Raw genomic sequence first — 20,068 nt, 5'->3', positions numbered from 1 at the left:
CTCGATCCTGCCAAACCGCAACTTGTCAGACCCCCGTGGTGTCATGCCGACATGGCCTCACCGCAGCCGATCATCCACCCCGAAACTCGGGGCCTCGTTCGCCTCGTCGGGGGTCCTGGCACGGGGAAGACCAGCCGACTTGTCGACGCCGCGGCCCAGCACATCGCGTCCGGCCTGGAGCCCGAATCCGTTCTGCTGCTGTGCCCTACGGCGCGGGCGGCCATCAGGGCGCGTCGCGCGCTGGCCGCGGCGCTGACGGGGCAGGGGCCCATGGTGATCCGGGAGCCGCTGGTGCGCACGCTGCATTCCTACGCATTCGCGATTCTGCGGCTGGCCGCACAACGCGCCGGTGACCCGCCGCCACGCCTGGTCACCGGCACCGAACAGGACGGCATAATCCGAGAACTGCTGGCCGGTGACCTCGCCGACGGGCCAGACGCCATGGTGGCGTGGCCCGAGCCGCTGCGGCCCGCGCTCACCACCGCGGGATTCGCCACCGAACTGCGAGACCTGTTGGCACGCTGCGCCGAACGAGGTGTCGACGGACCGCAGCTGCAGCGGCTCGGAAAGGCCTCGGGGCGCCCGGAGTGGGTGGCGGCCGGGCAGTTCGCCCAGCAGTACGAGCAGGTCATGCTGCTGCGGGCCGCAGCGGGCCGGGCCGCACCGCACGCCACGGTTCCGGCACTCGGGGCGGCTGAGCTCGTCGGCGCCACACTAGAGGCGTTGGCCACCGACCCGGGCCTGTTGGCCGCCGAACGCAGCCGGATCCGCGTGCTGCTTGTCGACGATGCGCAGCACCTCGATCCGCAAGCCGCGCGGTTGGTGCGTGTCATCGCGCAAGGCGCGGCGGTGACCGTTGTCGCGGGAGACCCCAACCAAACCGTATTCGGCTTCCGCGGCGCAGATCCGGCGCTGCTTTCCGGCGAGGACGGCCAGACCGTGACGCTGACGCAGTCGTACCGCTGTGCACCCGCGATCGCCCGAGCGGTGAGCGCGATCGCGGCCCGGTTGCCTGGCAGCGCGCCGGCCCGCGTCATCGAGGGGAGCGGCGACGATCCCGGGTCGGTCGTGGTGCGGCTGGCGTCGTCGGCGCATGCCGAGGCGGCGGTGATCGCCGATGCCCTGCGGCGCGCACACCTGGTCGACGGCGTGCCGTGGTCACAGATGGCGGTGATCGTGCGGTCGTTGCCGCATGCGGCGTCGGTGCTGGCCCGTGCGCTCGCCGCGGCCGGTGTGCCGGTGCGTCCCCCGGCGCCCACCACGTCACCAGCTGATCACTCCGCAGTGCGTGCGTTGCTCACTGCACTGAGCGCAGCTGTCGACGGGCTCACCGGCGAGCAGGCGCTTGCGCTGGTCACCGGCCCGATCGGCCGAATCGACCCGGTGTCGCTGCGGGCATTGAGACGCTGCCTGCGCCGTCACGAAAACCCCGTCGGCTCAACGCGATTCGAGGAACTGCTGGCCGACGCTCTGACTGGTGATCCGGCACACCTGCCCGCGGCATATGCGCCGGCGCTGCGCCGGGTACGGGGCGTCGTGGACGCCGCATCCCGTGCCGCTGGGCAGGATCCTCGCTACGCGCTCTGGCAGGCATGGAGCCGGTCAGGCCTGCAGAGACGATGGTTGCAAGCCAGAACACGCGGCGGCACCACGGCAGCGCAGGCTGACCGCGACCTCGACGCTGTCACCACACTTTTCGACATCGCCGACGGCTACGTCGCCAACACCCCGGGCGCGACGGTGCGGGGGCTCGTCGACCACGTCAACACGTTGGCACTTGCTCCTCCGGAGCGGGAACCGCTCAGTGAGCCCGAGAGCGTCGCAATCGTCAGCGCACACGCGGCCCTGGGGCGCGAGTGGGAATTCGTGGTGATCGCAGGCCTTCAGGAAGGCTTGTGGCCCAACGCTATTCCGCGTGGCGGTGTCCTGCGCACGCAGCAACTCCTCGACGTCCTCGATGGTGTCGCCGGCACGGCGTCGGCCCGGGCGCCGGTGCTGGCGGACGAGCGTCGCCTGCTGATATCCGCGCTGGGCCGGGCGCGGAGGCGGCTGCTGATCACGGCCGTCGACAGCGACGGTGACGACGCCAGCGTGCCGTCGACGTTCGTCGACGAACTCGAGCAACTCGTCGACGTCGACGACCAACGGGCCGCCATCGCTCCCCGATTGCTCGCACCGGCGGCGCTCGTGGGCAGGTTACGTGCGGTGGTCTGCGCACCCGAGGGCACAGTGGACCATGGGCGCCGGCGTTACGCCGCAACCCAATTGGCGCGGCTCGCCGCCGCCGGGGTGCCAGGTGCCGACCCGTCGACCTGGTACGGGCGGACATCCGTCAGCACTGATCAACCGGTCGTCGACCCCGACGGCCACCCCGTCACCGTGTCGCCGTCGACCGTCCAGACGCTCACCGACTGCCCGCTGCGGTGGCTGCTGGAGCGTCACGGCGGCGCCAACAGCCACGACGCGCGGTCGGTGCTCGGCTCTGTGGTGCACACGCTGATCGCCGCCGAGGGCAAGTCCGAGGCGCAACTCGTCAGCGAGCTCGAGAACATCTGGGACGCTGTGCCATTCGAGTCGCAGTGGCATTCCCGCAACGAGCTCGCTCGCCACCGCGCAATGCTGTCGGCCTTTTGCCAGTGGCGCGCACAGAGCCGACGCGAGTTGACGGTCGTCGCCACCGAAGTCGAGGTCGACGGCGTGCTGGCCAGCCCGCACCCGGACCTGCCCGACGTCCGGGTGCGCGGCCGCGTCGACCGCCTGGAGCACGATGCGGCCGGCCGGCTGGTGATCGTCGACATTAAGACCGCAAAACGCCCCGTTTGCAAGGACGACGCCCAACGGCATCCGCAGCTGGCGACATACCAGCTCGCGGTCGCCGAAGGCCTCATGCCAGCAGAGGGGCAGCCCGGCGGCGGCAGGCTCGTTTACCTCGGCAAACCGGGCGTCGTCGAACGCGACCAGGACCCGCTGACCCCGGACACGCAGCAGCAGTGGCGACGCGCCGTGCACCAAGCGGCGGCTGCAACCACCGGCCCCACATTTCTCGCCCGAGTCAACGACAGCTGCGGCCACTGTCCCGTCCGCTCCAGCTGCCCGGCCCTGGGCGCATCGCCCGCGAACAAAGGACGGATCGGATGACGCCGCAGCACAGCCCTGCCGAACTCGCACACGCACTGGGCTTGCCGACACCTACCGACGAGCAGGCCGCGGTCATCGCCGCGCCGCCAGGCCCCCTGGTGGTGATCGCCGGCGCCGGCGCCGGCAAAACCGAAACCATGGCCGCCCGCGTGGTGTGGCTGGTCGCCAACGGCTTCGCCGACCCCGGTCAGGTGCTGGGGTTGACGTTCACCCGCAAGGCCGCCGCGCAACTGCTGCGCAGGGTCCGCTCACGGCTGTCGCGCCTGGCGGGCGCAGGTCTGGCAGTGGGGACACCGGTCGCACGCACGCGAGCCGCCGCGGACGCGGAGCCGCCGACCGTCAGCACCTACCACGCCTTCGCCGGCGCCCTGCTGCGCGACCACGGGTTGCTGCTTCCGCTCGAACCCGATACCCGGCTGATCAGTGAAACGGAGTTGTGGCAATTGGCCTTTCGGGTCGTCTGCGACTATCCGGGCGACCTCGACACCGACAAGACCCCGGCCGCGGTCACCGCGATGGTGCTCAGACTGTCCTCGGCGCTGGCCGAACACCTCGTCGACACCGACCAGCTGCGCGACACGCACGTCGAACTCGAACGGCTCGTGCACACGCTGCCGGCAGGGCCTTACCAACGTGACCGCGGTCCCAGCCAATGGCTGTTGCGCATGCTCGCCGTGCAGCACGAACGCACCCAACTCGTGCCGCTCGTCGATGCGTTGCACGCCCGCATGCGCGCCGAGAAGGTTATGGACTTCGGCCAGCAGATGGCTGCTGCCGCACGGCTGGCGGTGGCACATCCCGAAGTCGGCGAGCAGTTGCGGCGCCGGTTTCGCGTCGTGCTGCTCGACGAATACCAAGACACGGGTCACGCCCAGCGCATCGCGTTGTCGTCATTGTTCGGCGCAGGGGTCGACGACGACCTCGCCCTGACTGCCGTGGGTGATCCGATCCAGTCGATCTACGGCTGGCGCGGCGCGTCGGCCACCAACCTGCCGCGGTTCGCCACGGACTTCCCGCGCGCCGACGGCACGCCGGCGCCCACATTGGAACTGCGCACCAGCTGGCGCAATCCACCGCGGACACTGCATCTGGCCAATGCGGTGTCGGCCGACGCGCGGCGCCGCTCGGTGGCGGTACGCACACTGCGGGCGCGCCCGGACGCGCCTGCCGGCACGGTTCGGTGTGCACTTTGGGACACTGTGCACGCCGAACGTAACTGGGTGGCCGAGCACCTCGCCGCCCGCTATCACGAAGCGAAAGCGGTTGCGGCCCAGCCTCCCACGGCCGCAGTGCTGGTACGGCGCAACGCCGACGCCGCCCCGATGGCCGAGGCCCTCACCGCACGCGGCGTGCCCGTCGAGGTGGTGGGACTGGGCGGGTTGCTCGGCGTGCCTGAGGTTGCCGACGTCGTCGCGATGCTGCGGCTGGTTGCCGATCCCGCCGCCGGCCCGGCGGCCATGCACGTGCTGACGGGTCCGCGCTGGCGGCTCGGCGGTAAAGACATCGCGGCGCTGTGGCGCCGAGCTACAGAGCTCGACGGTCAGGCTGCGCCGGTGTCACTCGAACAGCTCGTCGCACAGGCCGCGCCGGATGCGGACACCGCCTGCCTCGCCGACGCGATCTGCGACCCCGGTCCGCCGAACGGCTACTCGCCGGAAGGCTATCGACGCGTCGTCGCACTCGGCCGCGAACTGACCGCGTTACGAAGCAAACTCGACTACCCGCTGCCCGATCTCGTCGCTGAGGTCCGCCGGACGCTCGGTGTCGACGTCGAAGCCAGGGCAGCGCGCAGCGTCGACGCCGGCTGGTCGGGCAGCGAGCATCTTGACGCGTTCGCCGACGTGGTCGCCGACTACGCCGACCGGCCCAACGCGTCGGTGCCCGGGCTCCTGTCCTACCTCGACGCCGCCGCGGCCGTCGAAAACGGTTTAGCGCCAGCCGATGTCGCAGTTTCTCGTGACCGCGTGCAGGTGATGACCGTGCATGCCGCCAAAGGGCTCGAATGGCAGATCGTGGCGGTCCCGCATCTCAGCGCACGCGTCTTCCCGTCGACGGCCTCCGCGCGTACCTGGCTGACCGACGCCGCGGATCTGCCGCCGCTGCTGCGCGGCGACCGCTCGGCCGACGGCGTGCTCGGCGTGCCGGTCCTCGATACGGGCGCCGTGACCGATCGAAAGCAGCTGTCGGACACCATCAATGCGCATCGCCGCCAACTCGAGCAGCGCCGGGTCGACGAAGAACGCCGACTACTGTACGTGGCGATCACCCGCGCGGAGGACACCCTGCTGTTGTCCGGCTACCACTGGGGCCCGTCGGCCGCCAAGCCTGCCGGACCGTCGGAGTTCCTCACCGAGCTCAAAGACATCATTGAGAAGTCCGCAGCCGACGGCGAGCCGTGCGGCGTGATCGAACACTGGGCGCCGTCCCCGGCCGACGGCGACCCAAATCCATTGCGCGAGGCTGTGATCGAGGCCGTCTGGCCCGCCGACCCTCTCGGAGGGCGACGCGCAGACGTCGAACGCGGTGCCGCGCTGGTGTCCGCGGCTATCGACACACCGACGGAATCCAGCACCGACCCGGAGGGGTGGGCGGCCGATGTGGACGCGCTGCTCGCCGAGCGAGCCCGCATCGAAGCGCCGCCGAAAGCCGTCCTGCCCCCCGAAATCTCCGTGAGCAGCCTCGTCGAGATGGGCCGCGACCCGGTCACTGCGGCCCAGCAGTTGCTTCGCCGGCTGCCCAAGCGGCCCGATCCGAATGCATTGCTGGGCACCGCTTTCCACGAATGGGTGCAGCGTTTCTACGGCGCCGAGCGGCTTTTCGACCTCGACGACCTACCAGGTGCGGTCGACGCTGCAGCAGCCGATGCGGAGAAGCTGACCGAGCTGCAGGACGCGTTCATCGCGTCGCCGTGGGCGTCGCGCTCACCGCTCGATGTCGAAGTGCCGTTCGAGATGACCGTCGGTCAGACCGTCGTGCGCGGCCGCATCGACGCGGTGTTCGCCGATGCCGACGGAACAGAGACCGTGGTGGATTGGAAGACCGGCGAGCCGCCGAGCACCGAGGCCGAGCTTGCGCAGGCAGCCGTGCAGCTGGCGGTTTACCGGTTGGCGTGGGCGGCGTTACGCGGCTGCCCGCAACACCGAGTGCGCGCCGCGTTCCATTACGTGCGCTCGGGCCGCACCATCCGCCCCGACACCCTGCCCGGGGCCGCGGAGCTCAACGCGATTCTGGTGCATGCTCACGACGGCGAACGCCAGACTTTGAGCGCCTGAACGATCATCGGAATCTGCAGCGGCAGCCGGGCGATCGCCACCGCCCGCATCGGCCACGGCTTGCTCCACCAGAGCCGGACCATGTTGACGTTGGCGGGAAACACCGACACGAACAGCGCTGCGGCCACCAGCCCGCCCGCCCTGCGCGTGCGGGGCACCAGCAGCAGCGCGCCCGTCGCCAACTCCGCCACCCCCGAGGCGTAGGTGTAGAACCGGGCCGAGCCGGGCAGCTCGGCCGGCACGATCGAGTCGAACGGTTTCGGCGCGACGAAGTGCAGGGTGCCCATGCCGAGCAGCATCGAGCCCATCCGCGTCGCACGCGTGGCGGCAGGGTTGTCGTCGGTCCGTGTCATGAGAGCATTGTGCCCGTGCGGACCGGCCCAGACGGGAACCGAATCATGACGGGTCAGCGTGGCCAGCAGTAAGTTGAGGCGCTTGGCCAGCGCCGACGACGCCCTCACTTCACGACCGGATGCCGCATTGGTCGACGTGCTGCGCATCCCGGAGAAGTTCGTCAGCCCGGGTCAGCGGATCTTCCGGCGGGTGGTGTACGCGGCGCTGGCGTTGTTCGCGGCGGTGCTGATCGTGTATCTGGACCGCGACGGCTATCGGGACGGCGGACAAGGCAACCCGCTGTCGTTCCTCGACTGCTTCTACTACGCGACGGTGTCGCTTTCGACCACCGGTTACGGCGACATCACCCCGGTCACCGAATCCGCCCGACTGGTCAATGTCCTGGTGATCACCCCGCTGCGGGTGGCCTTCCTGATCGTGCTGATCGGCACCACCGTTGAGACGCTCACCACGCAGTCCCGCCAGGCCCTCAAGATCCAGCGATGGAGGAAAAGAGTGCGTAACCACACCATCGTGATCGGCTACGGCACGAAGGGCAGGACAGCGGTCGACGCGATGATCGGCGACGGCACTCCGGCCGGCGAGATCGTGGTCGTCGACACCGACCAATCCGTGTTGGAACAGGCCGCCACCAACGGGCTCGTCACCGTTCACGGCAACGCCAGCAAGTCCGACGTGCTCCGGCTCGCCGGCGCTCAGCACGCCGCCGCGATCGTCGTCGCCACCAACCGCGACGACACCGCGGTCCTCGTCACGCTCACCGCCCGCGAACTCGCCCCCAAGGCCAAGATCGTCGCGGCGGTGCGAGAAGCCGAAAACCGCCATCTGCTGCGGCAATCCGGCGCCGACTCGGTGGTGGTGTCGTCTGACACCGCCGGCCGGCTGCTCGGTATCGCGACGTCCACCCCGAGTGTCGTGGAGATGATGGAAGACCTGCTCACCCCTGAGGAAGGGTTCGCGATCGCCGAGCGCGAGGTGGAGCGTAAGGAGGTCGGCGGCTCGCCGCGGCACCTGTCCGACATCGTGCTCGGCGTGGTCCGCAACGGCACGCTGCTGCGCGTCGACTCGCCGGAAGTCGATGCGCTCGAGCCGGGGGACCGGCTGCTGTACGTGCGCAGTGTGGAACGCAGCTGATCTTGAAGCTACGCAACGTCCCCTTGCTCGCCCGCGTCGGCGCCGACCGAGCCGACGCTGTTCGCACGGATGTCGACGCTGCGGTGGCCGGGTGGCCGAATGCCGCTGTGCTGCGGGTGGATTCGCGCAACCAGGTGCTGGTCTCCGAGGACCAGGTGGTGTTCGACAGCGCTCTCGGATTCGGTGACAGGCCGCCGCAGGAGGCGGTGTTCCTCGGCCGGCTGCCGGACGGCCGGCACGTGTGGGGCATCCGCGCGCCGCTGGCCCACGACGATCACGACGGCGCCGAGGTCGTCGATCTGCGCCGCGGCGGACACCTCTTCGACGACGTCAGCGCCCAACTCGTCGCCACCGCGACCGCGCTGCTGAACTGGCATGACAACGCTCGGTTCAGCCCGGTCGACGGCGCCCCCACCAAAGCCGTCAAGGCCGGCTGGGCGCGCGTCGACCCGGTCACCGGCCACGAGGAATACCCCCGGATCGACCCGGCGGTGATCTGTCTGGTGCACGACGGCGCTGACCGCGCGGTGCTGGCCCGCCAAACCGTCTGGCCCGAGAGGTTCTTCTCGCTGCTGGCCGGATTCGTCGAAGCCGGTGAGTCGTTCGAGTCGTGTGTGGTCCGCGAGATCGCCGAAGAGATCGGATTGCATGTGCGCGACGTGCGCTACCTGGGCAGCCAGCCCTGGCCGTTCCCGCGGTCGTTGATGGTCGGCTTCCACGCGATCGCCGACCCCGACGAGCAGTTCGCCTTCAACGACGGCGAAATCGCCGAAGCCGGCTGGTTCAGCCGCGCCGAGGTCCGCGACGCGCTCGACCACGGCGACTGGACCAGCAGCTCCCATTCACGGCTGCTTCTGCCCGGATCGATTTCGATCGCCCGCGAGATCATCGAATCCTGGGCCTACGCAGACTAATTCGCCAGCTGCGCCAGCTTCTGTTTGACCTGCGCCGCACTCGGATTGGTCATCGTGGAGCCGTCGGCGAACTTCACGGTGGGCACCGTGCGGTTGCCGCCGTTCACCGAGCTGACGAACTGCGCAGCAACCGGGTCCTCTTCGATGTTGATCTCCTCGTAGGCGATCCCGTCGGCCTTCAGCATCGTCTTCAACCGCACGCAATAGCCGCACCAGCTGGTGGTGTACATGGTCAACGGCACAGATGTCATAGCCAGATCTAACCAATCGTCACACGCGGCGATTCCCGCGCCATGGTGTCGGGGCGTGCTGCCATGATGGGCACCATGCCGACGGTCCGGACCAGTGGCTCTTCGCCCGAGAGGCTCATCGGTGCCAGTGGCTCTTCGCCCGAGAGGCTCATCGGTGTCAGTGGCTCTTCGCCCGAGAGGCTCATCGCTGCCGACCTCGACGACGAGCAGCGCGAAGCCGTCCTGGCGCCGCGCGGACCGCTGTGCGTACTTGCCGGTGCCGGCACCGGCAAGACCCGCACCATTACCCGCCGCATCGCGCACCTGGTCGCGGCCGGACACGTCGCACCCGGGCAGGTCCTGGCTGTGACATTCACCCAGCGCGCCGCAGGGGAGATGCGCAACCGGCTGCGCGAGCTCGACGACGGGGTGGGCACCGGCTCGGTGCAGGCCGTCACCTTCCACGCCGCGGCCCGCCGCCAGCTGAACTACTTCTGGCCACGCGTGGTCGGCGATGCCCGCTGGGAGCTGATGGACAGCAAGTTCTCTGTCGTGGCGCACGCCGCCTCCCGGATGGGGCTGCAGGTCTCCGCTGACGACGTGCGCGATCTCGCCGGCGAGATCGAATGGGCGAAGGCATCGCTGATCACTCCGGAGGGATACGCGGACGCGGTCGCCGACATCGGACGGGACACCCCGATGGACGCCGGCAAGGTCGCCGCGGTGTACGCCGGCTACGAAGCAGCCAAGACCCGCCGCGACGGCGTGATGCTGCTCGACTTCGACGACCTGCTGCTGCACACCGCCGCGGCCATCGAGAACGACGCCGCTGTCGCGCAGGAGTTCCGCGACCGGTACCGCTGCTTCGTCGTCGACGAGTACCAGGACGTCACTCCGCTGCAGCAACGTGTGCTTGCCGCCTGGCTGGGGGAGCGCGACGACCTGACGGTGGTCGGCGACGCGAACCAGACCATCTACTCGTTCACCGGCGCCACGCCACGCTTCCTTCTCGAGTTCTCCCGCCGCTTTCCGGACGCCACCGTGGTCCGTCTCGAGCGCGACTACCGGTCCACCCCGCAAGTCGTATCGCTCGCCAACCGGGTGATCGCAGCCGCGCGTGGCCGGGTCGCAGGCAGCAAGCTGCACCTGATCGGGCAACGCGCCCCCGGGCCGGTGCCGTCGTTCTCCGAACATTCCGACGAGGTCGCCGAGGCGGCTGCCGTCGCGTCGAAAATCAAAGCGCTGATCCAGGCCGGCACCCCCCCGTCAGAAATCGCGGTGCTGTACCGCATCAACGCCCAGTCCGAGGTGTACGAAGAGGCGCTCACCGAGGCCGGCGTTCCGTTCCAAGTCCGTGGCGGCGAAGGGTTCTTCACCCGCCAGGAAATCCGGCAGGCACTCGTGGCGCTGCATCGCGTCGCCGAGCGCGGCGCCACCGGCGAGCTCGGCCCGCTGGTGCGGGCGCTGCTCGAGCCGCTCGGTCTGACCGCCACCCCGCCGGCCGGCGCTCGGGCGCGGGAGCGTTGGGAGGCGCTCGGCGCGCTCGCCGAACTCGTCGACGACGAGGTCGCCCGCCGACCCGACCTGGACCTGCCCGGGCTGCTGGCCGAGTTGCGCATACGCGCCGACGCCCGCCATCCCCCCGTGGTCCAAGGGGTGACGCTCGCGTCGCTGCATGCCGCCAAGGGGCTGGAGTGGGATGCGGTGTTCTTGGTCGGGCTGGCCGACGGCACACTGCCCATTTCGCATGCCCTCGCCCACGGCCCCGACAGCGAGGCCGTCGAAGAGGAACGCCGACTGCTTTATGTCGGAATTACAAGGGCGCGAACGCATTTGGAGCTGAGCTGGGCGCTTTCGCGCACCGCCGGCGGTCGGCAGACCCGGCGGCCGTCACGGTTTCTGGCCGGCATTGCGCCGCAGACACCGTCCGACACAGCGGCCCGCAAGCCGCGGCGTGCACGCGGGTCGGCGCCACGCTGTCGAATCTGCAACGCCGCGCTGTCGGCACCCACCGCGATCATGTTGCGCCGCTGCGAGAAATGTCCCGCCGACATCGACGAAGAACTGCTCAAGCAGCTCAAAGAATGGCGGCTGCGCACCGCCACCGCGATGGATGTGCCGGCGTTCGTGGTGTTCACCGACAACACGCTGATCGCGATCGCCGAACAGCTGCCCGCCGATGACCACGCCTTGGTGGCGATCCCGGGCATCGGCGCGCGCAAGCTCGAACAATTCGGGCCCGACGTGCTCGCGCTGGTCCGCGCCCGCAGCGCATAACCGCAGGTCAAAAATTGGTTGTCGACGGATACTGCTACCCTTTACCCTCAAACGCGGGCGTGTGGCGCCCACGATTCATCCGTAGCTGATGACGAGAGGAGGAGCCCGATCATGTTGAGCATCAATGCGTTCGCGGTAGGCATGCGCGTTGTCGGCGCTGTTCGGGATCTTCCGGCCGGCACCTGGACCGCGCACGCCGCCGCGTCGGCGCATGCGGCGGCGGCGCCCGCGCGCAAGCGCCGCACCGCCGCGACTGCCGGGTTCGTGGACGGGAGCACCATCTAGCAGCTCCCACACCCAAGGCCACGGACCCGCAGACAGCAAGGATCCGTGGCCTTCTCGTTTTTACGGGCACCTGGTCACAGATCCGCCAGCAGACAACGACGGACTACGACCAGGAAGCAGGAATTGGACATGTCGCTCTCGACGTGTCGGGAGAGAAGGCCCGAACTGCCTTGTCATGCAGGCGATCCCGACCTGTGGTTCGCCGACAACCCCGCCGACCTCGAACGCGCCAAGCAGCTGTGTGCCGGCTGCCCGATCCGTCGTCAGTGCCTACAGGCGGCGCTGGAGCGAGAAGAGCCGTGGGGTGTGTGGGGCGGCCAAATCTTCGAGCGGGGCACCATCATCGCCCGCAAGCGCCCGCGCGGACGGCCGCGAAAGGATGCCGAGGCGGCGTGACACCTTCGACGACGAGCTAGCCGTCCGCGTCGGCGAAACCTGGAAGGTATTGCATCACAATGGATCTCATCGGCACATGGGCGTCCAGCTGACAGGCGATTGCGACGTTGGAGGCGATCACGCGCATCGGGATCGCGAGCTTCGGCGGCACGTCGAGCTGTCGCACCGTCTTGATCTGCGCCACCGAGCGTTCCATCTGCACCGCGGTCATCCGCTGCAACCACTTGCGGGTGTAATGGAACACCTCCGTTTGGACGGGTTCGATGTACTGGCGCAGCATGTCGTCGATTTCGCGCGCCGACACCTTCTCGCCGGGCTGGATGAACCCGATCACCTCCATCGTCGCGATCAGGTTGTCGTAGTCCCCGTCGATCGCATACCGCAGCATGTGGCCCAGCTCGATCGGTAGCCCGCCCGGCAGCGGCGCGACCGCCCCGAAGTCGATGACGCCCATCTTCTGATCAGCCATCAGCATGAAATTTCCGGGATGCGCGTCGCCGTGCATCATCTCCAGACGCTGTGGCGCGCTGTAGGTCAGCTCGGCCAGCAGGGTGCCCATCCGGTCCCGCTGCTCGACGGTGCCGCTGCGGATGATCTGCGACATCGGAATGCCGTCGATCCATTCCGCCACAAGCACTTTCGGGGCGCTCGCGACGATATGAGGTATCACGAACTTCGGATCACCCTCGTACGCCTTGGCGAATGCCCGCTGGTTCTCGGCCTCGAGCCGGTAGTCGAGCTCCATCTCGGTGCGTTCGATCAGCTCGTCGACCACCGCATCGACGTCGGCGCCAGGGGAGAGCTGCTTGAGCACGCCGACCATCCGCTGCATGGTCTTCAGGTCGGCCCGCAGCGCTTCGTCGGCACCGGGGTACTGGATCTTCACCGCGACCTGCCGGCCGTCGTGCCACACCGCCTTGTGCACCTGGCCGATGCTCGCGGAAGCCACCGGGGTGTCGTCGAACGACATGAACCGCTCACGCCACTTGGTGCCCAGCTGCGCGTCGAGCACCCGGTGCACCTTGGCCGCCGGCAACGGCGGGGCGTCTTTTTGCAGCTTGGTCAGCGCCTCGCGGTACGGCTTGCCGTACTGCTCGGGGATCGCGGCCTCCATTACCGACAGCGCCTGGCCGACCTTCATCGCCCCGCCCTTGAGTTCACCGAGCACGGTGAACAACTGCTGGGCGGCCTTGTCCATCAGCTCGGCGTTGACCTCGTCTTTCGACTTGCCGGTCAGCCTCTTGCCGAAGCCCAGTGCGGCCCTGCCGGCGATGCCGACGGGCAGGGAGGCAAGCTTCGCGTTGCGAGCCGCCCGACCACGTTTGATGTCTGCCACTCCACCATCATCCCCGACGAACGGGTCGGCGGTCGCACCGATGTGGCAACACGGGTTGTCAGCAGGAACACCGGGGATGGCGCGCCCACCGCCGCGCGACGATCGAGCTGGCGCCGACGTCGAATTCCAGCGTGGTGTCCAGCGTCGGCGGCGGGGCCGGGGTGCTGCCGGACTGGATGGCCCGCAGTATCCGGTCGACCTGGTTGACCGCCAGCGCAGCGGTGGCCAGCACCGTCGCCCGGTCCGCCGTGCCCACGGTGTCGCGCAGCTGCGCCGCCACCGCCGGCCAAGCAGCATCGTGATCGCTGCGGTGAAGGTCGGCGCAGCGCAGACAGCTGGTCACACCCGGCACCACCATCGGCCCGACCAGGCCGGTGCCGTCGCGCACCCGGACCAGAAGGTGTGGTGTCGCGGCCGCATGCAGTGCCCGCACAAGACCCGGGTCGACGACGAGGTAGTCGGTCAACACGACGAGGTCCGCGTCGGCCGCGGTGGCGCCGCGCTGGTTGGTGTGCCGCACGCGCGCCCCTGAGCAGCGAATCGCGTTGACGACGACGTCGGACAGCGGGCCGCTGCCGTGCACCCGGACGTTGATGGACCGCGTGGTCCGCGAAAGACGTTGGCGCGTAGCCACATTCGCACACAGAAGCTGCCTGACCACCTCCGCGAACTCCTGTGGGTCGGCGAGCCCGAGCTCGACTGCGCTTGCCAGCAGGTCGGCCGTCGGTACCCGCGACTGCATTCTGCGCAGCAGAACCGCCAAGGCGTCGGCCGTCAGGCCCAAGGGTGGGCGCACCAGCACCGCCCGGCGTGGATCCCATCCCACTTGGACGAACCCGTCGGGGCGTAGCAGCACAGGCATCGACGGCTCGAGTGTGACGACCCCCATGGCTTGACTGTGCCATGCGCGCAGTCGCACTCAGGGGTTATCCACAGGGGGCGGTTAGTCCTCGCCGTCGTCCTCGGTGCGCTCGTCGGTTTCGAATTGGGCGATCACTTCGTCGATGCCGCTGGTGTCGCCGCCGATCACCCGGTCGATGAACCCGGCCGGCTCGTCGAGGTCGTCGGAATCAGGCAGCAGGTCGGGGTGTTGCCAGACGGCGTCGCGCCCGTCGATACCCGCTGCCTCGGTCAGCCGCTCCCACAACGCGGCGGCCTCGCGCATTTTGCGGGGCCGCAGCTCCAGGCCGACCAGCGTGCCGAAGGTCTGTTCCGCAGGCCCGCCCGTGGCCCGTCGCCGCCGCAGCATCTCGCTCAACGCCGCCGTGCCGGGGATGCGGTCACCCAGCGCGGCGGTCACCACCGTCTGCACCCAGCCCTCGATCAACGCGAGCAACGTCTCCAGGCGCTCGAGAGCCGCGGTCTGCTCGGGAGTGGCCTTGGGCTCGAACACGCCCTGCGTGAGCAACTGCTCCATCGCCGCCGGGTCGCCCAGCGCCATCGGGTTGAAGCCGCGCGCCGCCTCTTCGATGCCGCTCATGTCGATCTTCATTCCGCGCGCATACGACTCGACCGCATTCAGCAGCTGACTGGCCAGCCAGGGCACGTGGCTGAACAGGCGGTGGTGCGCGGCTTCGCGAGCCGCCAGGAACGTCAGGATCTCGCTGCGCGGCTGCTCCAGCCCCGTCGACAACTCTTCGATCGCGTCGGGCATCAGCGCGCCCACGCCCTTCGGCCCCAGCGGAAGTCCGATGTCGGTGGAGGTGAGCACCTCCTTCGACAGCGTGCCCAGCGCCTGGCCCAGCTGCGAGCCGAACGCCATCCCACCCATCTGCGTCATCATCGACATCAGCGGGCCGGCCATCGCCTTGGCCTCCTCCGGCAACGCCGCCGCCCACACCGTCGAAATCTGTTGTGCCATCGGGTCGCACAGCCGCTTCCAGGTGTCCAGCGTGTTGTCCACCCAGTCCTGCGGCGTCCACCCGACCGCCTTGACCGTGCCGGCGGGCAGTGCGGTCGCCCCGTCCAGCCACGTCTCCGCGAGGTGCACAGCGTCGGCGATGGCCGACGACGTCGTGGCGGGAACCGGTTTGACGAAACCGATCGAACTGGACGCCAGCTTTCGCGCGAGGTCGTAGTTCACCGGTCCCGACGCCTTGCCCGAAGCCATCGCGCTGCCCGCGCCGCTGAACATCTGGCCGAGTTGGGTGAACAGCTTGCCGAGGTCGGTGACGTCGAAGCCCATGGCGGACTCGTCGCCGGAATCGGCATCCTTCTTCCGCTTGTCGCGGTCGGGATCGTCACCGGCGGAAAAGCCGAAAGGCAGGTCAGCCATAACCCCAACGGTACTCACCGCCACGGAACTCGGGGCGGCTCGGCGTCACGCTCTCCGTGAACGGGTTTGGTTTTCGGTTCCGTACTGTGTCTGGCGTGAACAGGCGGATTCTGACGCTGGTCGTGGCACTGGCGCCGATCGTCGCGTTCGGTGTGCTGCTCGGGGTGGTGACGGTGCCGTATGTGTCGCTCGGCCCGGGCCCGACTTTCAACACGCTCGGCGAGGTCGACGGCAAGGAGGTCGTCGACATCGAGGGCACCACGGTGTTTCCGGCGTCGGGCCATTTGAACATGACCACGGTGGCGCAGCGCGACCAGCTGACGCTCGGTCAGGCGGTCGTGCTGTGGATGTCGGGCCGCGAGCAGCTGGTGCCGCGCAGCCTGGTCTATCCACCCGACAAATCGCGCGACGAGGTCACCAAGGAGAACACCGAAGACTTCGAGGCCTCAGAAGACAAGGCCAAATATGCAGCTCTGGGCTTCCTTCACTACGCGCCGGCGGTGACGGTCGAGGTGGTCAACGACGACGGCCCGTCGCACGACAAGCTGCAACCCGGTGACGCGATAGACAAGGTCAACGGCACTGCGATCACCAGCCTCGACCAGTTCCAGTCGCTGCTGAAGCAGACCAAACCGGACCAGCAGATCGTCGTCGACTTCCGCCGCAAGAACGCGCCGCCGGGCTCGACGACGATCAGACTCGGCAAGAACAAGGACCGCGATTACGGTTTTCTCGGTGTCAGCGTGCGCGAGGCGCCGTGGGCGCCGTTCAAAATCACGTTCAATCTGGCCAATATCGGCGGACCGTCGGCCGGGTTGATGTTCGCGCTGGCGGTGGTTGACAAGCTCACCACCGGAGATTTGACCGCGTCGAAGTTCGTCGCCGGCACCGGCACCATCGACAGCGACGGCAAAGTCGGGCCGATCGGCGGGATCACCCACAAGATGCTCGCCGCCCACGAAGCCGGCGCGACGGTGTTCCTGGTGCCCGCCGACAACTGCGCCGAGGCGCGCGGCGCCGACGACGACGGCCTCGAGCTGGTCAAGGTCGACTCGTTGGGTCAGGCGGTCGACGCATTGCACCAGCTTTCAGCCGGCGGCGAACCTCCTCGCTGCTGACAATCCCGCCTCACCGCTGATGCGTACAGTTGGGTCACCACCGCCGAACCGCGCGAGGCTTGTCCGAGCGGGTAACTAGCACCAAGCAGGAGTTGAGACGTGGGAATGCGGCCGTCCGCCAGGATGCCCAAGCTGACTCGGCGAAGCCGGATACTAATCGGCGTAGCGCTCGCCGTCGTGGCGTTGCTGCTGGTGGGCCCGCGGTTCGTGGACGCGTACGTCGACTGGCTGTGGTTCGGAGAACTCGGCTACCGCTCGGTGTTCAACACCGTGGTGGTGACGCGCTTGGTGGTGTTTTTGGTCACGGCCCTGTTGGTCGGCGCAATCGTGTACGCCGGGCTGGCGCTGGCTTATCGTTCGCGTCCGGTGTTCGTGCCGGCCAACGGCCCCAACGACCCCGTCGCGCGGTACCGCACCGCGGTGCTGACCCGGCTGCGGTTGTTCGGCATCGGTATCCCGGCGGTGGTGGGCGTGCTGGCCGGGATCATCGCGCAGAGCTACTGGGCGCGGGTCCAGCTCTTCCTGCACGGCGGTGACTTCGGCGTCGCGGACCCGCAATTCGGTAAGGATCTGGGCTTCTACGCGTTCGACCTGCCGTTCTACCGGTTGGTGCTGAGCTATCTGTTCGTCGCGGTGTTCCTGGCGTTTCTGGCGAACCTCGTCAGCCACTACATCTTCGGCGGAATCCGGCTATCGGGCCGCACCGGTGCGCTGAGTCGTTCGGCCCGCATCCAGCTGGTGGTGCTGGTCGGAATTCTGGTGGTGCTCAAGGCCGTTGCGTACTGGCTGGACCGCTACGAGCTGCTGTCGCACACCCGCGGCGGCAAGCCGTTCACCGGGGCCGGCTACACCGACATCAACGCGGTGCTGCCGGCGAAGATGATCCTGCTCGCCATCGCGCTGATCTGCGCGGTCGCCGTGTTCTCCGCGATCGTGTTGCGCGACTTGCGAATTCCGGCCATCGGTCTGGTGCTGTTGTTGCTGTCGTCGTTGATCATCGGGGCGGGCTGGCCGCTGATCGTCGAGCAGTTCAGCGTCAAACCGAACGCGGCACAGAAGGAAGGTGAGTACATCAGCCGCAGCATCACCGCGACGCGGCAGGCCTACGGGCTGACCGACAACGTGGTGACGTACCGCGACTACAGCGGCAACTCCACCGCGACCGCCCAGCAGGTGGCCGCCGATCGGGCCACCACATCGAACATCAGGGTGCTCGACCCCACGATCGTCAGCCCGGCATTCACGCAGTTTCAGCAGGGCAAGAACTTCTACTACTTTCCCGACCAGTTGTCGATCGACCGCTATCAGGGGCCCGACGGAAACCTGCGGGATTTCGTAGTCGCAGCCCGAGAACTCAACCCGGACAGGCTGATCGACAACCAGCGCGACTGGATCAACCGGCACACCGTCTACACGCACGGCAACGGTTTCATCGCATCGCCGGCCAACACGGTGCGCGGAATCGCCAATGACCCCAACCAGAATGGCGGCTACCCCGAGTTCCTCGTCAATGTCGTCGGCGCCAACGGCACGGTGCGTTCGGACGGGCCCGCCCCGCTGGACCAGCCGCGAATCTACTTTGGACCGGTGATCGCGAGCGCGGCAGCCGATTACGCGATCGTCGGCAAGACCGGCGCCGACCGCGAGTACGACTACGAGACCAACACCGAGACCAAGAACTACACCTACACCGGCACCGGCGGTGTGCCCCTGGGTAACTGGTTCGCCCGTACGGTGTTCGCCGCGAAGTTCGCCGAGCGAAACTTCCTGTTCTCCAACGTGATCGGCGACAACAGCAAGATCTTGTTCAACCGGGACCCGGCGCAGCGGGTAGAGGCCGTGGCGCCGTGGCTGACCACCGACAGCTCGGTGTATCCGGCGGTGGTGAACAAGCGGCTGGTGTGGATCGTCGACGGCTACACCACGCTGGACAACTATCCGTACTCGGAGTTGACGTCACTGTCGTCTGCGACGGCCGACTCCAACGAGGTGGCGGTGAACCGGCTGGCACCGGACAAGCAGGTGTCCTACATCCGAAATTCGGTGAAGGCCACCGTCGACGCCTATGACGGCACCGTGACGCTGTACGCCCAGGATGAGAGCGATCCGGTCTTGCAGGCGTGGACGAAGGTGTTCCCCGGCACGGTGAAGCCGAAGAGCGCGATATCGCCGGATCTTGCTGCGCACCTTCGCTATCCGGAGGACTTGTTCAAGGTCCAGCGAATGCTGCTGGGCAAGTACCACGTCAACGATCCGGTGACGTTCTTTTCCACCTCCGACTTCTGGGACGTGCCGCTCGACCCGAACCCGACAGCCAGCAGTTATCAGCCGCCGTACTACATCGTCGCCAAAGACCTTGCGCGCAATGACAACTCGTCGTCGTTCCAGCTGACCAGCGCAATGAACCGGTTCAAGCGCGACTTCTTGGCCGCCTACATCAGCGCCAGCTCCGACCCGGCGACATACGGCAGGATCACGGTGCTGACGATTCCGGGGCAGGTCAACGGTCCCAAGCTGGCCAACAACGCGATCACCACAGACACGGCGGTGTCGCAATACCTCGGTGTGATCGGGCGCGACAACCAGAACCGCATCCGGTGGGGCAATTTGTTGACGCTGCCGATCGGCCAGGGCGGGCTGCTCTACGTCGAACCCGTGTACGCCTCGCCCGGCACCAGCGACGTGGCATCGTCGTACCCAAGGCTCATTCGGGTGGCGATGATGTACAACGACCGGGTCAGCTTCGGGCCGACGGTGCGTGACGCTCTCGAGCAGCTGTTCGGCCCAGGCGCGGGCGCCACCGCGACAGGCCCGGCACCGGCGCCGGAGGGCACGCCACCCGCAGGGGCGCCGTCCACACCGGTACCGACGGCTGCGCCCGACGGCAATTCGCCTCCTCCTGCTGCTACGCCCGCACCTGCTGCGGTGCCGCCGGGAGGGCCGGTGCAGTTGTCGACGCAAAAGGCCGCGGCCTTGCAGGAGGTGCAGTCCGCGCTGGACGCGGTGCAGCAGGCGCAGCGAAGCGGCAACTTCGCCGATTACGGCAACGCGCTGCAGCGCCTCAACGACGCGATGACGAAGTACAACAACGCCAAGTAGCCCCGTCCCTTCGCGCGAGGGTGCGTGTCTGCTCAGCGACACGCCGCTCTGGGCGTACGGCGGTGCACGCTCGCGGCCGTCGAGCGCGCGATTTGGCCACTGGCCGTGGCTTCGGTAACCTTGCGTTCACCGACGCGGGGTGGAGCAGCTCGGTAGCTCGCTGGGCTCATAACCCAGAGGTCGCAGGTTCAAATCCTGTCCCCGCTACCAAGTAGAACGGCCTCCGGAGCGATCTCCGGG

14 protein-coding genes and 1 tRNA gene are annotated in these 20,068 nt (G+C 68.2%); 10 read left to right on the top strand and 5 right to left on the bottom strand.

The features are described 5' to 3' along the window. Positions 1-51 precede the first annotated feature (51 nt). Positions 52-3,138 (top strand): ATP-dependent helicase, encoded by a 3,087-nt coding sequence (locus tag AC5Y4C_RS00555; protein ID WP_499962252.1) that lies wholly within the window; start codon positions 52-54, stop codon positions 3,136-3,138. Continuing rightward, a complete protein-coding gene (locus AC5Y4C_RS00550; protein ID WP_499962254.1) occupies positions 3,135-6,410 on the top strand; it encodes an ATP-dependent helicase in 3,276 nt (1,091 codons plus the stop codon). The genes AC5Y4C_RS00555 and AC5Y4C_RS00550 overlap by 4 nt, the downstream gene beginning before the upstream one ends. Here the strand turns inward: AC5Y4C_RS00550 and AC5Y4C_RS00545 are convergent. Continuing rightward, positions 6,377-6,763 carry a DoxX family protein gene (locus AC5Y4C_RS00545; RefSeq protein WP_499962255.1) on the bottom strand — a complete coding sequence of 129 codons (387 nt, stop codon included), beginning with the start codon at positions 6,761-6,763 and terminating at the stop codon, positions 6,377-6,379. The genes AC5Y4C_RS00550 and AC5Y4C_RS00545 overlap by 34 nt on opposite strands. 73 nt (positions 6,764-6,836) lie before the next feature. On the opposite strand from AC5Y4C_RS00545, the gene AC5Y4C_RS00540 reads away from it, so the two are divergent. Beyond that, positions 6,837-7,898 (top strand): potassium channel family protein, encoded by a 1,062-nt coding sequence (locus AC5Y4C_RS00540; protein WP_499908066.1) that lies wholly within the window; start codon positions 6,837-6,839, stop codon positions 7,896-7,898. Positions 7,899-7,900: 2 nt separating this feature from the next. After that, complete coding sequence (gene nudC, locus AC5Y4C_RS00535; protein ID WP_499962257.1) at positions 7,901-8,812, top strand: NAD(+) diphosphatase; 912 nt, start codon at positions 7,901-7,903, stop codon at positions 8,810-8,812. Here nudC and AC5Y4C_RS00530 read toward each other — a convergent pair. Further along, positions 8,809-9,063 (bottom strand): mycoredoxin, encoded by a 255-nt coding sequence (locus AC5Y4C_RS00530; protein ID WP_499907798.1) that lies wholly within the window; start codon positions 9,061-9,063, stop codon positions 8,809-8,811. The genes nudC and AC5Y4C_RS00530 overlap by 4 nt on opposite strands. Before the next feature lie 75 nt (positions 9,064-9,138). Between AC5Y4C_RS00530 and AC5Y4C_RS00525 the strand changes: the two genes are divergently transcribed. The 3 genes from AC5Y4C_RS00525 to AC5Y4C_RS00515 all read left to right on the top strand — a co-directional run bounded on the left by AC5Y4C_RS00525 (position 9,139) and on the right by AC5Y4C_RS00515 (position 12,000). Then, a complete protein-coding gene (locus tag AC5Y4C_RS00525) occupies positions 9,139-11,319 on the top strand; it encodes an ATP-dependent DNA helicase UvrD2 (RefSeq protein ID WP_499962259.1) in 2,181 nt (726 codons plus the stop codon). 111 nt (positions 11,320-11,430) lie between these two features. Continuing rightward, complete coding sequence (locus AC5Y4C_RS00520) at positions 11,431-11,604, top strand: hypothetical protein (protein WP_499907800.1); 174 nt, start codon at positions 11,431-11,433, stop codon at positions 11,602-11,604. Positions 11,605-11,733: 129 nt separating this feature from the next. Then, entirely contained in the window at positions 11,734-12,000 is a 267-nt protein-coding gene (locus AC5Y4C_RS00515; protein ID WP_499907801.1) for a WhiB family transcriptional regulator, read from the top strand. 16 nt (positions 12,001-12,016) lie between these two features. Here the strand turns inward: AC5Y4C_RS00515 and AC5Y4C_RS00510 are convergent, their stop codons facing one another. Genes AC5Y4C_RS00510 through AC5Y4C_RS00500 form a run of 3 tightly spaced genes read right to left on the bottom strand, consistent with a single transcriptional unit; the run spans position 12,017 to position 15,629 of the window. Continuing rightward, a complete protein-coding gene (locus tag AC5Y4C_RS00510; protein WP_499908067.1) occupies positions 12,017-13,378 on the bottom strand; it encodes a macrolide-binding ATPase MABP-1 in 1,362 nt (453 codons plus the stop codon). 16 nt (positions 13,379-13,394) lie between these two features. After that, a complete protein-coding gene (locus AC5Y4C_RS00505) occupies positions 13,395-14,225 on the bottom strand; it encodes a cyclodehydratase (RefSeq protein ID WP_499907802.1) in 831 nt (276 codons plus the stop codon). Positions 14,226-14,279: 54 nt separating this feature from the next. Beyond that, complete coding sequence (locus tag AC5Y4C_RS00500; protein WP_499907803.1) at positions 14,280-15,629, bottom strand: zinc-dependent metalloprotease; 1,350 nt, start codon at positions 15,627-15,629, stop codon at positions 14,280-14,282. Positions 15,630-15,706: 77 nt separating this feature from the next. On the opposite strand from AC5Y4C_RS00500, the gene AC5Y4C_RS00495 reads away from it, so the two are divergent. The 3 genes from AC5Y4C_RS00495 to AC5Y4C_RS00485 all read left to right on the top strand — a co-directional run bounded on the left by AC5Y4C_RS00495 (position 15,707) and on the right by AC5Y4C_RS00485 (position 20,038). Further along, positions 15,707-16,729: a YlbL family protein gene (locus tag AC5Y4C_RS00495; protein ID WP_499962261.1), complete on the top strand. Its 1,023-nt coding sequence runs from the start codon at positions 15,707-15,709 to the stop codon at positions 16,727-16,729. A 99-nt stretch (positions 16,730-16,828) separates the two neighbouring features. Further along, positions 16,829-19,828, top strand: a complete 3,000-nt coding sequence (locus tag AC5Y4C_RS00490; RefSeq protein ID WP_499962263.1) for a UPF0182 family protein — start codon at positions 16,829-16,831, stop codon at positions 19,826-19,828. A 133-nt stretch (positions 19,829-19,961) separates the two neighbouring features. Beyond that, positions 19,962-20,038 (top strand) — tRNA-Met (locus tag AC5Y4C_RS00485). Positions 20,039-20,068: the final 30 nt, after the last annotated feature.

The organism is Mycobacterium sp. NGS35 (genome assembly GCF_059812855.1).
Note: the sequence above shows the minus strand (reverse complement) of the source record. Positions and strands in the feature narration are given on the sequence as shown.